The sequence below is a fragment of the Psychrobacter sp. APC 3281 genome, from assembly GCF_030407815.1.
Taxonomy (GTDB): domain Bacteria; phylum Pseudomonadota; class Gammaproteobacteria; order Pseudomonadales; family Moraxellaceae; genus Psychrobacter.
Genome location: NZ_JASDCS010000005.1, coordinates 219,592 through 234,416, shown reverse-complemented (window position 1 = coordinate 234,416; position 14,825 = coordinate 219,592). Strand labels below are relative to the sequence as shown.

At 41.7% G+C, this 14,825-nt stretch carries 11 protein-coding genes; 6 read left to right on the top strand and 5 right to left on the bottom strand.

Going from position 1 to position 14,825, the window contains the following annotated elements:
- Positions 1-34: 34 nt before the first annotated feature.
- Positions 35-1,459, bottom strand: coding sequence for a solute carrier family 23 protein (locus tag QL886_RS05355; protein ID WP_191115201.1), 1,425 nt, complete (start codon positions 1,457-1,459; stop codon positions 35-37).
- 801 nt (positions 1,460-2,260) lie between these two features.
- Between QL886_RS05355 and QL886_RS05350 the strand changes: the two genes are divergently transcribed.
- Positions 2,261-3,694: an L-serine ammonia-lyase gene (locus QL886_RS05350; protein ID WP_290177885.1), complete on the top strand. Its 1,434-nt coding sequence runs from the start codon at positions 2,261-2,263 to the stop codon at positions 3,692-3,694.
- Between the two features lie 115 nt (positions 3,695-3,809).
- Here QL886_RS05350 and QL886_RS05345 read toward each other — a convergent pair whose 3' ends face one another.
- From QL886_RS05345 to xthA, 3 genes are all read right to left on the bottom strand, one after another.
- The gene (locus QL886_RS05345) at positions 3,810-4,208 is read right to left on the bottom strand and encodes a DUF4377 domain-containing protein (protein WP_290177884.1); all 399 of its coding nucleotides are present in this window, start codon (positions 4,206-4,208) and stop codon (positions 3,810-3,812) included.
- 360 nt (positions 4,209-4,568) lie between these two features.
- Complete coding sequence (gene argJ, locus QL886_RS05340) at positions 4,569-5,792, bottom strand: bifunctional glutamate N-acetyltransferase/amino-acid acetyltransferase ArgJ (RefSeq protein ID WP_290177883.1); 1,224 nt, start codon at positions 5,790-5,792, stop codon at positions 4,569-4,571.
- A 175-nt stretch (positions 5,793-5,967) separates the two neighbouring features.
- Complete coding sequence (gene xthA / locus QL886_RS05335) at positions 5,968-6,792, bottom strand: exodeoxyribonuclease III (protein ID WP_290177882.1); 825 nt, start codon at positions 6,790-6,792, stop codon at positions 5,968-5,970.
- Positions 6,793-7,033: 241 nt separating this feature from the next.
- Here xthA and QL886_RS05330 point away from each other — a divergent pair, with 241 nt between their 5' ends.
- The 5 genes from QL886_RS05330 (at position 7,034) to QL886_RS05310 (ending at position 13,850) form a co-directional block, all read left to right on the top strand.
- Entirely contained in the window at positions 7,034-7,585 is a 552-nt protein-coding gene (locus tag QL886_RS05330; protein WP_356625802.1) for a thioesterase family protein, read from the top strand.
- Between the two features lie 6 nt (positions 7,586-7,591).
- Complete coding sequence (locus QL886_RS05325) at positions 7,592-8,428, top strand: ATP-binding cassette domain-containing protein (protein ID WP_290177880.1); 837 nt, start codon at positions 7,592-7,594, stop codon at positions 8,426-8,428.
- A gap of 147 nt (positions 8,429-8,575) precedes the next feature.
- On the top strand, positions 8,576-9,352 hold the full coding sequence (gene fetB, locus QL886_RS05320) for an iron export ABC transporter permease subunit FetB (protein ID WP_290177879.1): 777 nt from the start codon (positions 8,576-8,578) through the stop codon (positions 9,350-9,352).
- 457 nt (positions 9,353-9,809) lie between these two features.
- A complete protein-coding gene (locus tag QL886_RS05315) occupies positions 9,810-11,507 on the top strand; it encodes an AMP-binding protein (RefSeq protein WP_290177878.1) in 1,698 nt (565 codons plus the stop codon).
- Between the two features lie 642 nt (positions 11,508-12,149).
- On the top strand, positions 12,150-13,850 hold the full coding sequence (locus tag QL886_RS05310) for an AMP-binding protein (RefSeq protein ID WP_290177877.1): 1,701 nt from the start codon (positions 12,150-12,152) through the stop codon (positions 13,848-13,850).
- A 91-nt stretch (positions 13,851-13,941) separates the two neighbouring features.
- Here the strand turns inward: QL886_RS05310 and QL886_RS05305 are convergent, their stop codons facing one another.
- On the bottom strand, positions 13,942-14,811 hold the full coding sequence (locus QL886_RS05305; protein ID WP_290177876.1) for an SDR family oxidoreductase: 870 nt from the start codon (positions 14,809-14,811) through the stop codon (positions 13,942-13,944).
- Positions 14,812-14,825: the final 14 nt, after the last annotated feature.

Below are 14,825 nucleotides of genomic sequence, written 5' to 3'. Positions count from 1 at the left end.
TGATAAGCGCCAACTTCAATCTCATCAGTATTACTTATTTCGCCTCAGAACTTTGGTTAAACAAAGCGTTTAACACGATAGCGGCTAAAGTAGCAGTACCGATACCGCCTAAATCAAAGCCACCCAAATGCAAGCTAAAGTTACCAGTACCCATAATGACCGTCACTGCTGCGATGATTAGGTTGCTGTTTTTACTAAAATCAATATGGCTATCGATCCAGATTTTTATCCCAGCAACCGTGATAAGACCAAAGACAACTATAGAAGCACCGCCCAATAGAGCCGCTGGGATGGTCTGAATGATCGCACCAAACTTTGGTGAGAGTCCCAATATGATAGCAACCAAACCTGCTACGACAAATATCGTCGTGCTATACACTTTGGTAACCGCCATGACACCGATATTTTCAGCGTAAGTAGTGACACCTGTACCACCAAATCCTGCCGAAAAAGTCGTGGCTAAACCGTCCGCCAAAAATGCTCGGCCCATATAAGGAGTCACACGAGCTTTGGTCATGCCCTCTACTGCCTTAAAGTGCCCTAGATTTTCAGCCACCAAAATAAAGGCCACAGGTGCAATTAGAATAATAGCGCTCATCTCAAAGCGCGGCGTATGAATGCTTGGTAGTCCAAACCATGAAGCGGCAGCTACTGTACTAAAATCAATCGCTGTACCAAAGCCTAGAATATTGGTCATGACAAAATAAGCAACGTACGACAGTACCAAACCGACGAGTAACAACAGACGTCGCAACATACCGCGAGTAAATACTGCCACACCACTAATGAGCAGTACGGTCAAGGTGGCCATCCAAGCATCAAACTGATTGGCAGACACGCCTTGAATGGTCACTGGCGCCAAGTTAAGACCGATAATCATGACAATCGCACCCGTCACGATAGGCGGCATCAAGCGCTCAATCCAACCTGTACCCGTCTTCATCACTAGCAGACCAATCAATGCATAAATGATACCGCAGGCCATAATACCGCCTAGCGCAACATTTAGATTGTCATTGAATCCTGCGCCTGCATAAGCGGTCACCGCGATGACTGGACCAATAAAAGCAAAACTTGATCCCAAGTAACTCGGCATGCGCCCACCGGTAATCATAAAGAACATTACCGTACAGATACCAGACATCAAGATGGCTAAGTTAGGATCGAACCCCATCAATAAAGGCGCCAGCACAGTTGCACCGAACATCGCAAATGTATGCTGTATACCGAGCAATACGCTTTTTGACGGAGGTAAATAGTCGTTGATACCGACTGGATCACGATCCAAGTCGCCCTTATAAGGACGCCATGTCGGAAACCAACGGCCATTTTCAAAATCTGGATTGTGCGGGTAATTGATAGCGGCTGAATCAATGCCTGCAGAATCCAAGGCATTTTGAGTCGATAGATCTTGAGCGCTATTGTCTGACGCTGATGAAGGGTCTTTTTGAGATGGCATGCGCGCTTGTCCTATGTGAGCTAAGCTAAAGTAATAGGCTGGGGCGTGTTGAATATTCGACCATGGCACTGACAGAGACTATTTTTTAGACAGTTCGACGTTAAAAATAGTAAGTTTAGTTATTCTAAGCGTCTATTTTTAACAGTGAAATGGCAAAAAATAGCCCTGTCTCCTTCTGTTAATATTGGAGCTGATGCTAAAACTGTCCTATACCGCGTTATAAATCTAGTTAAGGCACGAACATTACCGTCGTTTTACGCCTTGCCTAGAACAGTTTTAGCAATCAGCAGTGCCTATTTGTGAATGTTCAATACGCCCTTGAATAACTGATAAAATAAGAATATTAATAAATGGACATATTTCTAAGGGCTTGTATAAATAGCAGAACGTTAAGTCCTTCTATCTATAATATGTCATCCCAATTCATTCATTTATGTTGTAATATGACAAACCAAAAGTATTATTTGGTATGATAACCATATCTTGCTAGATGTATGAATACGGATATGTCTGACTGAAAAATTCAGTCTTTTTTAATCCGTCTTATTTTACGATGATAACCAACTTACAGGATGTTACATAGTTGTTGACTGCGAGCATGATAACGGAGTTTCAAAATAAATAAAAGTTATTATTCAACTGCCCTCAGTGCTCATTTACCTTATAACCTTCATAAATAGTGTCTCGCGCCCACCTATCAATGGTGACTAGGAGCGATGGCTGTCTATTATATTTTTCATAAAAGCGCCCAATGCCATAGATAAAATAGGCTAAAGCGCTTAAAATTTTTGGTGACTTATTATGATCAGTGTTTTTGATTTATTTAAAATCGGCATCGGCCCATCCAGTTCGCATACAGTCGGACCGATGGTCGCTGCAAACTTATTTTTGACCTCGCTAACTGAGCAAATGGAACTGACTGCAGTTAAGACCATTGAGATTGAACTGTATGGCTCTTTGGCGGCGACCGGAAAAGGGCATGCAACAGATACCGCTATTTTACTAGGCCTACTTGGGCACACGCCTAGCACGATAGACACACGCATGACCAGTAGCTACCTATCTCCTATCTTCTCTGACAAAATTCTCAATGTATCAGGCACGCATACGATTGCTTTTGATACAGAGCAAGATATCTACTGGTATGATGATACTGTGCTACCTTATCACCCCAATGCATTGACGCTACGCGCTATTTCAAATGAAGGCGTTCGCTATCAGCAGACGTACTATTCAGTCGGTGGCGGTTTTGTCATCAATGAAGAAGATGCAACTAACCCAGACGAAGATCATGCCAGCCCGACCATCGATAGAGTTCCCTACCCGTTCAATAACGCGGCAGAGCTACTAGAGCAATGTCGTGAGCATGACTTGAGCATCAGCGAATTGGTACTAGCAAACGAATGTCACTTCCATGCCAAAGAAGAAATATTTGCTTACTTAGATAGTATTTGGGAAGTGATGCAAGACTGCGTCAAACAAGGCTGTGAAAATGGCGGTATCCTTCCGGGTGGATTAGATGTAAAACGCCGTGCCCAAGATTTGCATACGCAGCTGTGTGCTGAAAAAGACCAACCGATCACCAAGACTGATAAGTTAGCCGCTATGGACTGGGTCGATTTGTACGCGCTCGCCGTCAATGAAGAAAACGCCAATGGCGGCAAAGTAGTCACAGCGCCAACCAATGGCGCAGCAGGTATCATTCCTGCCGTACTGCACTACTATCGTGACTTTTTGCCCAACTACAGCCAAGATGGCGTTCGTAAATTTTTGCTAAACGCCACTGCTATCGGTAGCCTTATCAAGCAAAATGCTTCAATCTCTGGTGCTGAAGTCGGTTGCCAAGGTGAGGTTGGTTCTGCGTGTGCAATGGCAGGCTCTGCACTGGCAGAAATCATGAATGGCACGCCAGCCAAATGCTTAAATGCAGCTGAGATTGGTATTGAGCATAATCTAGGCCTTACTTGTGATCCTATTGGCGGCTTGGTACAAGTGCCTTGTATCGAGCGTAATGCGATGGGTGCAGTTAAAGCAATCAATGCAGCACGTCTAGCCTGTAGAGGTAATGGTCAACACTTCGTCTCTTTGGATAAAGCGATAGAGACGATGAAGCAAACAGGAGCTGATATGTCTGATAAGTATAAAGAAACAGCACGAGGCGGTCTGGCGATTTATGCTGACAATAGAATCCCTACGGCAACGCGAGGTGTCAGTGTAAACTACAGTCAATGCTAGTCTGACTTCTCAAAAACTAATTTACTGACAATAGAAACAACAAAAAGGCCTCTAACGAATTAGAGGCCTTTTTGTCATGTATAACTGCTTTATTGTCTATATATTGCTATCAATATTATTCAGCAGTTTTTGATACCACTTCATTTAGAATCCAAACTGGCTGCACTACATTTGAGCCTTCTGCGGTTACTGCTTCTTGGCGTACATCTAGGACATAACGATAGTTCGGCTCATAGGTAAAGCCTTGAATATTACCGTTTAGCGTGGTGTAGTTTTTCTGATAGGTTTGGCGATACTGCAAGCACTGTGATTCAACCATGCTGCCATCAGTAGCAGTCAAGTCACATACTGCTTTACGCGGTGCAATTTCCACTTCAAAGCTTGGGATATTAACTACTTTTACATTCATAGGTTGTCCTTCAACGACCATCGTGCGCTCATCATCCATATTCATCGTAGAGCAACCAGAAAGGGCAAAAGTTGTCATCAATGCTGCAAGTGCTAATTTCTTCATTATTCAATCCTCAGATAATTGTTATTAATTCTTTATTAATAGTTTAGTTACTGGCTTATTTATTGGTTTAGCTACTGACTTATCGTTACTTAAATAAGTTTATTATTTTGAACACCTTATCTTGCTTTGATACAAGCTAACAAGGCTGTTGGCTTTTTACTGAAACTAGTATAGGTCGCTAGTCGCCTTACCCTCTATGACTACTTTGTAAATTAACGTCAGCTTTTGCAACTGATGTTAATGAAGCGTATTGAATAGCAGAGTTATTTGCTACTGAGCAGAAGTTTGACATTAAAAAGCCAGAACAAATATTGTTCTGGCTTTGATTCAACTACACAAATTCTGTTTTATGGAGAAGTACTAGCTACGATAATCAGCGTTTATTTTGACGTAATCGTATGACAAATCGCAAGTATATACGGTATCGCTGGCATCGCCACGTGCAAGGTCGATATGAATGGTAATCTCAGATCGGCTCATGACTGTTTTGCCCGCCTCTTCTGTATAGTCAGGTGCAACACCGCCATTTTGGCAAATCATTACCTCGTCTAGATACACATCGACTTGCTCTGTGTCTAGATCTTCGATACCAGCATAGCCCACTGCTGCTAATATGCGACCCCAGTTAGCATCACTAGCAAAAAATGCCGTTTTTACTAAAGGTGAATGTGCGACTGCATAAGCCACATCGCAGCATTCTTGCGTGGTTTGACCGCCAGTCACTTTGACCGTCATGAATTTGGTAGCGCCTTCTCCATCACGTACAATCAATTGTGCCAGACGGACAAACACATCAGCTAATGCATCGAATACAGGCTTATAATATGGGTGCTCTGGACTATCAATCACCTCTGAGCTAGCAGCACCTGTTGCGATTAACACACAACAATCATTGGTTGAGGTATCGCCATCGACAGTAATGCGGTTGAAAGACTGCTCATTGATAGCGCTTAGCATTTCTTGTAATAAGTCAGCTGCGATGTTGGCATCTGTCGCCACATAGCCCAGCATAGTCGCCATATTTGGGCGTATCATTCCTGAACCTTTAGACATACCAGTAATATGATAGCTAGTACCTGCTACATCAACTTTTTGGCTGGCCAATTTAGGAATGGTATCCGTCGTACGAATGCCATTAGCAGCAGCTAACCAGCTATCAGGCGCTAGATTAGCCAATGCATTATCCAGACCTGCGATGACCGCATCACTATTTAACGGTTCACCAATCACGCCGGTAGAGAATGGCAATATTGTGTTGGTATCTACACCGGCCTTTTCAGCCAACGCTGTACAGATATCAATAGCGCGGCGCTTGCCATCAGCGCCCGTACCTGCATTTGCGTTACCCGTATTGGTGACTAAATAGCGCGGACTGACTGTAGCAAAGTGCTCACGCAATACTCGCACTGGCGCGGCGCAAAAGGTATTTTTAGTGGTTACAACCGCAGTAGTAGCTTTGTCAGGTATTTCGATAACTACTAGATCATCGCGGTCTTTGTAGCGAACGCCTGCCGCTGTGGCACTGAGTTTGATACCGTCGATAGGATAGATAACATCAGGTACTGATACATTTCCAACAGCCATAATAAAATCCTTATTTTTCAATTTTTATCGTTATTTACGGAGTACAAAGTGATAAATACTATCGTCATTTCAAGACAGTTCAGATACAAGAAGAACTAGCTACAACACTACAATAAGCAGACTGAACAAGCTGAGCGCCGTCGCTAATTGACATGAGATTGACTACATATAAATATTACGGTTTCTTTAGGTCAAATGCTGACCAAATTGGTGCATGGTCAGATGGTTTTTCCATAGCACGTAGCTCATAACTGATACCAGCATCGATACATTTACCGATTAAGTCTGAGGTACATAGAATATGATCAATACGTAACCCGCGCTTAGGTTCATCATTGAAGCCGCGACTGCGATAATCAAACCAGCTGTATAACTCAGTGCTCTCTGGATAATGCAGACGGTAAGTATCTGTTAACTCACGTGACATCAATGCTGAGTACCATTCGCGCTCTTCCGGCAGAAATGAGGTTTTTCTGTTTTTCAACCAACGCTTGGCATTAACTTCACCAATACCAATATCGATATCTTCTGGTGCAATATTCATATCACCCATGACGATAATCGAACGACCTTCCGCTTTTAGCGTATCAATATAAGCCATCAAATTGGCATAATAAGTACGCTTCATAGGAAATTTGGTCGGGTGATCCTGGCTTTCTCCTTGCGGAAAGTAACCATTGAGCACATCCACTTCACGACCTTCAAACTCATAACGTGCATGGATAAAGCGCTTTTGGGCTTCTTCATCTTCGCCAGGGAAGCCTTTTTGTACGAATATAGGTGCAGCTTTGGATAATAGTGCGACGCCGTAATGCCCTTTTTGTCCAAAGTACTCTACGTGGTAGCCCAGACCTTCAATATCGCTAAGCGGAAATTGATCATCATGAACCTTGGTTTCTTGTAGGCCCATGACATCAGGATCGATTACCTCGCGCACCGCCTCGAGCTGATGCTGACGTGCACGGATACCATTGATGTTAAAACTGACAAAACGGGTCATAAACTGTCCTATACTGATTGGTTGGAATATAGCGCTCTATAAATGGGGGAAATATAAACGGCTATGATAACAAATGTAAGCGGTTCTAGCGGTTGCATGGCCTGATATCTTGAGCTAGAGTAACTCTATTATAAGCACTATCTAATATTGGTCTATCTGAAACACTTTTATTCAACAATACTTATTAAAAATATCGAGCATCGCTATGACAACAATTAAGCAAAAAAATACGACATCAGCCATGAATGATGATACCAAACCACTATTTGCTAAAGATTATAACGTCTATATTAACCATACTGATGCTGGCGGTATAGTCTATCACGCCAATCATTTGGTGTTTTTTGAAAACTGCCGACGCGACTGGTTTACTGAGCTAGGCTTAAATGGATATTTTTTGCAGACTGACAGTGGTGAAGTACAGCATTTTGTCGTGAGTCAGGCGGACTTGCAATACAAAAGAGCCATTCTATTAGATGAGGTAATTAGCGTACGTATTGATAAAGTGGAGCTAAAACCTGCCAGCATCATATTTTATCAAAGTATATATCGCAATCTACCAAATCATGGCACTACCGAAACAGATGATAGCCAGCTACTAAGCAGCACCAAAATCGTCATTGCCTGCGTACAAAACCTCGTCAAACCAGAGCCAATGAGTAATGACGAAATAGGCAGCGATAAACCAGATACTTCAGCGACAACCCCACCAATGCGTCCTATTCGTGTACCAAAAAAACTGCGCGTTACGATCGAACAGGCTATCTCTGAGCAAGTGCATGGTCAGCAGTAGAGCGCTATGAGCATAGATACGGGTAGAGTGTTGCTTGAATTTGATAACCTATGGGTACATAGCCAACGGACGATAAATGCTCAAAGCATTAAAAATAGCAAAGAAGCACTGAAAAAACCTTCTATGCCGTCTAGCATTTATCAAAACTGGACAAGCAAGCTAACCGCAAACACTTCACTGGATAAAGAGCCATCAATTCATGATCGAACGCTAATAAGCGGTGCGAGCGGTACGCTATTGTCAGGGCAAGTCACTGTTTTGACAGGAGCGTCTGGCAGCGGTAAATCCGTACTATTGCGAATATTGGCAGGATTACTGCCAATGAGCAGCGGTACTGTTCGTTTGGATGATGACACGTCGAGTAATGTTTATCACGATATTCATGAGACTGCACCTGTACTGTGGCGCCAACAAGTTGCCCTACTTGCTCAGCATCCACAGCTGTTAGACGGTAGTGTCCTTGAAAACTTACAAATGCCTTATCAACTGTATGCTCATCAATCGCAGACTTTTAACATAGACTGGCATATTGTTCAACTTGAACACTTAGATAGAAGTGCAGATTTTTTGCAACAAGACGCCAAGCATTTATCTGGTGGCGAGCGCCAACTGGTCAATACATTGCGTCTATTGCAGCTTAGTCCAAAAGTTCTATTACTAGACGAGCCAACTGCTGCTTTGGACATTGACACTTCAGCACAGCTAGTCAACTTACTCATAAACTGGTTGCATGCAGATGCACAGCGCACACTCCTATGGGTGACTCACGACACAAAAGATATCATGCCTTTGGCAAATAGACATTGGCATATGCAAGCAGGTGTGCTCATTGCAGACTCTTGAAGAACTTTTATACAAGAATATCTAATTAAATAAGTAAGTCGTCGTATAGTTGCTCAGACAATTTAGCACGTTAATGACCTCAACCCTCACCTTCTATTATTACCATAATTACTTCCTAAATAAGCTCATATGAGTGGTACGAATGATATGCAAATTTTTCTCACTTATAGTGATATCGCTCTTGCTAGCAGCCTAATTATCATTGTATTACTCATCTCTTGGCGCTTACGTTTAAAACTAAGCAAGACCCTTCTAATAGCGGCCTTTCGTACGATCATACAACTTAGCTTTATTGGGCTGATACTGGCGTGGATTTTTGCACGTGAACAATGGTATGAAGTACTAATTATCTTAACGGTCATGACTCTAATTGCAGGAAGTGCCGCCAAAAATCGCGTTAAACGCAGCTATAAAGGGCTATTAACAGATACGTTATTGGCAGTCGGTATCTCAGCAATACTAGTAACGACGATTGCGATTATCGCGATTTTGAATGTGCAGCCTTGGTATACACCGCAATTCATTATTCCTATATTGGGTCTGATATTAGGAAACTCCCTGACTGCCATTTCGTTGACAAGCAATCAATTGATTGAATCCTTTCATGAGCAATCAGGGCGCATAGAAATGATGCTCAGTCTATCTGCTAGGCCATTCGAAGCCGTCCATGAGCAGATAAAGGCAGCTATCACTAATGGCTTGACCCCAACTTTAAACTCTATGCTAGTCGTTGGTATTGTTAGTTTACCAGGCATGATGACTGGTCAAATCCTAGCGGGCGCCGATCCCACTCAAGCCGTACGCTATCAAATAGTCACTATGTTTCTGATATGTGTCAGCAGCACGCTTGGCTGTACTATCAGTGCATTACTCATCTATCGACGTTTCTTTAATAAAAAAGATCAATTCATTTTACCGCAATAGTCTTAGCATTTACATTCCTTTGTTTTTTGTCAGCTCATCAATATTAATTATCTAATCCTTCTTTTATCAGCTAACAAAGGTAATATATTCTTATAAGTTAATATATGTACTGATCAGTATCGCTTACTGTTATTGTTTTAGACTAAATTCATGCTAATGTATTGCTCAAATGTATCGTTTTTTTGATACTTTATTTTTAAGCAGTAGATAAATAGTTTTAGGACGAACATCACTTTTATTACTAAACTTTTTATTTGTTCTATTTAACGCTTTGTTTAAATATTTATTGAATAAAATGCTGTGACAGCAGCAAAAAAACTAGCTATTAATCAATAGACAGGGATGCTATTGAATACGGTAGATACCACTTAAATCAGTAGTGGTTTGTACCATTGATAGATTGACAACTACCTTTTCAAAATACTTTAGCCTATATCAAATCGCAAGGATGCTAACTATGATATCGAACAAACCTTGGCTTTCTCAATATCCAGCCGGTGTGCCAAAAACCATTAACCCCGATAGATATAGCAGCATCATGGAGCTATACGAAGAATGCTTCGATCGCTTCCGTGGACATCCGATGAGCATTTGTATGGGAGTGACTCATACCTATGGTGATATCGATAACGCTTCAATGGCAGTCGCTGCTTGGCTACAGAACCAAGGCTTGCCAAAAGGCAGTGTCGTCGCTTTGATGATGCCAAACGTGCCACAGTATCTACCAACCATGATTGGAATACTGCGTGCAGGCTACGTTTGTACCCCTGTCAACCCACTATATACTGGCCGAGAATTACGCCATCAGCTTAATGATTCTGGTGCTCAAGCAATTTTTGTAGTCGATAACTTTGCCCAAGCGCTTGAGCAAGTCATTGAAGAAACGGCTATCAAACGTGTCATCCTATCGAAGATGGGCGATATGATGGGTTTGAAAGGTATTTTGGTCAATACAATTATTCGTCAGGTCAAACGCTTAGTACCCAAGTACAATCTTAATGACCCTAAGTACCACGTTACTAAATTCCCTGAAGTATTGAAAAAAGGTAAAAACCTACCTTTTCAACAACCAACCATGTCTCTGGACCAAAAAGCATTTTTGCAATATACAGGTGGCACTACAGGACTCTCAAAAGGCGCTATTTTATCGCAGCGTAATATTGTAGCAGCAGCGATGCAATCAGAAGCATGGACTCGCCCTATCACATCAGAAATTAACGAAGTATATATCAATATGGTGATGGCGCTGCCGCTGTATCATATTTTTGCATTCATGCTTAGTCTACTTGGTATGCGCTCAGGCTATACCTTTATACTAGTACCTAATCCGCGTGATATTCCTGGATTTGTTAAAACTTTATCAAAACAACCGTTCCATATTTTCCCTGCGGTTAATACCCTCTTTAAAGGACTGCTCGATAATCCAAACTTTAAAGATTTGGACTTTAGCTCTTTACGTATCTCACAAGCTGGTGGTATGGCGGCTACTGAGCAAACTGCGAATCGCTGGTTAGAAGTGACGGGCTGCGCGATGATCGAAGGTTGGGGTATGACAGAAGGCGTTGCAGTTGGTACCGCCAACGTTATTACCAATCGTGAGTTTAACGGTACTATCGGTGTACCAGCACCTGGCGTAGATGTCATCATTATTGATGAAGATGGCAAGCATGTAGGTTTAAACGAAGGGGGCGAGCTATGTATTAAAGGCCCTAACGTAACCTCTGGATATCTCAATAGAGACAGTAGTGCTGATTTTACTAGTGATGGTTATTTCCGTACTGGTGATATCGTCAGTATGGATGACAAAGGTTATATTAAACTGCTAGATCGTAAGAAAGACATGATCTTGGTTTCAGGCTTCAATGTATTTCCGAACGAAATTGAGTCCGTAATGCTTGACTGTGACGGTATTCTTGACTGCGCGGTAATTGGTATTCCTGATAGTCATCAAGGTGAAGCAGTCAAAATATACGTAGTGCCTGAAGACAATAACGTTACCAAAGAAGTCATTACAGATTTTGCATTAGATAATCTAACGGGTTATAAGTGTCCACGCCACATCGAGTTTGTGAGTGACCTACCAAAAAGTAATGTCGGTAAAGTACTGCGTCAAAAATTGCGTGAAAAACACAATGCAGACCATCCACAAAGATAAACGAATATCAAAATTTTAATTTTTCAAAAATTTGATTTTATTTTCACTCAAGAGCATTTTACATTTAATGTAAGATGCTCTTTTTATATATTCACTTTATGTCATTCAATTATGACACTACCCCACTATAATTACTGCAAATCTACTTTTATATTCAGTTATATAACATTTTTTGAATAAATGTCATGTTAATTACTTGATAAGAAAGTAAATAATTCTTCTAGGCGTTTTCTAACTATTCAACATATATTATTTCATTTATCAAATTTAACTGTAAACTATCAAGTTCTTGTATAAGAATAACAGGCACGGTTGTAGTTATGTTAATGTATTGCCAAAATGTGTCACTATACTTTCTGTTACTTTGATCTTATATAATTATGACTCATATCGATTGATTAGCAGCATTACTAGTAGCTATTTTCATTACCAAAACATTAATTGGTTTTTTAATCTGATGAGTTATTTATACTCTGTGGTTAAATCAAACTTTATAAGGGCCTCGTATTTTAGCAGTATGTGAATATATAGGATAACACTCGACAATTTCTTGCTAACGGAACAGCGATTTAAATTGTTGACATGGATGTGACTACTTTTTTATAGAGCCTTAATTTATTTTAATATTTAAGGACGCTAATCATGACTGTAGATAAACCTTGGCTTGCTCAATACCCAGAAAACGTACCTAAGACGATCAATCCTGATCAGTATGAAAGCCTCATAGAGTTATATGAAGAGTGTTTTAACCGCTTTCGTATGCATCCGATGACTATCTGTATGGGTGTTACGCATACTTATGGCGACGTTGATAACGCTTCACTTGCAGTCGCAGCATGGTTACAAGCTCAAGGTTTACCTAAAGGCAGCGTAGTGGCTCTGATGATGCCAAACGTTCCACAATACCTACCGACTATGATTGGGATTCTGCGTGCAGGTTACGTTTGTACACCTATTAATCCACTATATACAGGCCGTGAGCTGCGTCATCAATTGAATGACTCAGGTGCTCAGGTTATCTTTGTTGTTGACAACTTTGCCCAAGCGCTTGAACAAGTTATTGAAGAGACCAATATCAAACGTATCGTACTATCGAAAATGGGCGATATGATGGGTCTGAAAGGTATTTTGGTCAATACGGTTATTCGTCAGGTTAAACGCTTGGTTCCAAAATACAACCTGAATGACCCTAAGTACAATGTCACTAAATTCCCTGAAGTATTAAAAAAGGGAAAAAACCTACCGATTCAAGCACCAAAGACTACCCTACAACAAAAAGCGATTTTGCAGTATACAGGTGGTACAACTGGACTATCTAAAGGTGCTGTCCTAACACAACGTAATGTCGTTGCTGCTGCTATGCAATCAGAGGCATGGTATCGCCCTGTGACCTCAGGTATCAACGAGGTATATATCAATATGGTTATGGCCTTACCGCTGTATCATATTTTTGCCTTTATGCTGAGTTTGCTCGGTATGCGTTCAGGTTATACCTTTATCCTAGTGCCTAATCCGCGCGATATGCCAGGCTTTGTCAAAACCTTATCAAAACAACCGTTCCACATCTTCCCTGCAGTCAACACTCTATTCAAAGGGTTACTTGACCAACCAAACTTTAAAGATTTGGACTTTAGCTCGCTACGTATTACGCAAGCAGGTGGTATGGCGGCAACCGAGCAAACCGCAGCACGTTGGTTAGAAGTGACTGGCTGCCCCATGGTTGAAGGTTGGGGTATGACGGAAGGTGTGGCTGGCGGTACTGCCAACGTTATCACTGATCGCAAATTCAACGGTACTATTGGTATACCTGTACCGAGTGTCGATATTATCGTGGTTGACGAAAACGGTGAGCGTGTTGGCATGCATCAATCAGGCGAGATGTGTATCAAAGGTCCAAACGTTATGTCAGGATACTTTAATAAAGACAATAGCAATGACTTTACTCGCGATGGCTACTTCCGTACTGGCGATATTGTTAGCATGGATGAGAAAGGTTACTTTACTCTACTAGATCGTAAGAAAGACATGATCTTAGTTTCAGGCTTCAACGTCTTCCCGAATGAGATCGAGTCAGTTATGCTCGATTGTGATGGTATCGTCGATTGCGCCGTGATTGGTATTCCTGATGAAAATCAAGGTGAAGCGGTTAAAATTTATATTGTACCTGCTGATAATAACGTCACTAAAGAAGTTATCAAAGAATTTGCGTTGGACAATTTGACTGGTTATAAATGTCCACGCCATATTGAGTTTGTTAGTGAGCTACCAAAGAGTAATATTGGTAAAGTACTACGTCAAAAGCTGCGTGAACAGCATATGTCAAATAATCCTCAAACGTTGTAATACTTGCTCTGCTATTTAGAGTAAATAAAAGAAGAAGCCCACTACAATAATAGTGGGCTTCTTCTTTTCAGCATTAAGAAAACCTATTTGATTAGCTTAGTTTATTCATTACCTGTAATGGCAAGTGCTTCATCGCATGACTGACCATAGACCAAGGCAGGCTCGGTACACAGGCTTCATCTACGCCCGCTTCGATAGCCGCGACAATGGCTTTAGTACCAGTATCTGTATCGACTTCGAACGGTAATGGCTTAGAGCCTTCGTTGATTTCAGTGCGAATATAACCTGGGTAAATCGTAGAAACTTTGATAGGAAGATTGGTCAAAAGCATATCGGCGCGAATGCCTTCTGCTAAATGAGCCAAGCCAGCTTTACTTGCACCATAGGTTGTCAAATGCCTAGGTAATCCGCGCATGGCTGACATGCTCGATATCACGACCAAATGGCCACTGTTCTGAGCACGGAAGATATTCATAGCGGCTTCACACTGTGCCAATGCGGCGACAAAATTGACATCGGCAGTGCGACGATTGGTTTCAAAATGCCCTTTACCAATGCGGCGGCTATCACCAATACCCGCATTGACTACTACTCGCTCAATGCTACCGAAATCATCTGCAAAAGCATCAAATACTTGAAAGACCGTATCGTAATCACTCACATCTAGTGCTTGGTATTCGACTCGGATATCAGGATACTTCTGCATCATCTCCGATTTTAGGTGCTCCAAACGATCAGTACGACGCGCACATATAGCCAGGTTGTAGCCAAGGCTAGCAAACAGTCTTGCCATACCTTCACCCAGACCTGAACTGGCACCTGTGATAAGCACCGTTTTACCTTTGCCTACTTGCTGCTGACTCAAGTCTTTTAGATAGCTTGCAGGTCGAACCGCGCCTACTATCTGGTTTTTGCTATGGCGCGCACTTTTAGCAACCAATTTTATTAATTTATTTTGCATGTACCGTCCTTTGT

What these genes read in the sequence shown, in the direction of transcription:
- QL886_RS05355 (WP_191115201.1), bottom strand. Translation starts at nt 1,459, where the DNA reads ATGCCATCTCAAAAAGACCCTTCATCAGCGTCAGACAATAGCGCTCAA.
- QL886_RS05350 (WP_290177885.1), top strand. Translation starts at nt 2,261, where the DNA reads ATGATCAGTGTTTTTGATTTATTTAAAATCGGCATCGGCCCATCCAGT.
- QL886_RS05345 (WP_290177884.1), bottom strand. Translation starts at nt 4,208, where the DNA reads ATGAAGAAATTAGCACTTGCAGCATTGATGACAACTTTTGCCCTTTCT.
- argJ (WP_290177883.1), bottom strand. Translation starts at nt 5,792, where the DNA reads ATGGCTGTTGGAAATGTATCAGTACCTGATGTTATCTATCCTATCGAC.
- xthA (WP_290177882.1), bottom strand. Translation starts at nt 6,792, where the DNA reads ATGACCCGTTTTGTCAGTTTTAACATCAATGGTATCCGTGCACGTCAG.
- QL886_RS05330 (WP_356625802.1), top strand. Translation starts at nt 7,034, where the DNA reads ATGAATGATGATACCAAACCACTATTTGCTAAAGATTATAACGTCTAT.
- QL886_RS05325 (WP_290177880.1), top strand. Translation starts at nt 7,592, where the DNA reads ATGAGCATAGATACGGGTAGAGTGTTGCTTGAATTTGATAACCTATGG.
- fetB (WP_290177879.1), top strand. Translation starts at nt 8,576, where the DNA reads ATGCAAATTTTTCTCACTTATAGTGATATCGCTCTTGCTAGCAGCCTA.
- QL886_RS05315 (WP_290177878.1), top strand. Translation starts at nt 9,810, where the DNA reads ATGATATCGAACAAACCTTGGCTTTCTCAATATCCAGCCGGTGTGCCA.
- QL886_RS05310 (WP_290177877.1), top strand. Translation starts at nt 12,150, where the DNA reads ATGACTGTAGATAAACCTTGGCTTGCTCAATACCCAGAAAACGTACCT.
- QL886_RS05305 (WP_290177876.1), bottom strand. Translation starts at nt 14,811, where the DNA reads ATGCAAAATAAATTAATAAAATTGGTTGCTAAAAGTGCGCGCCATAGC.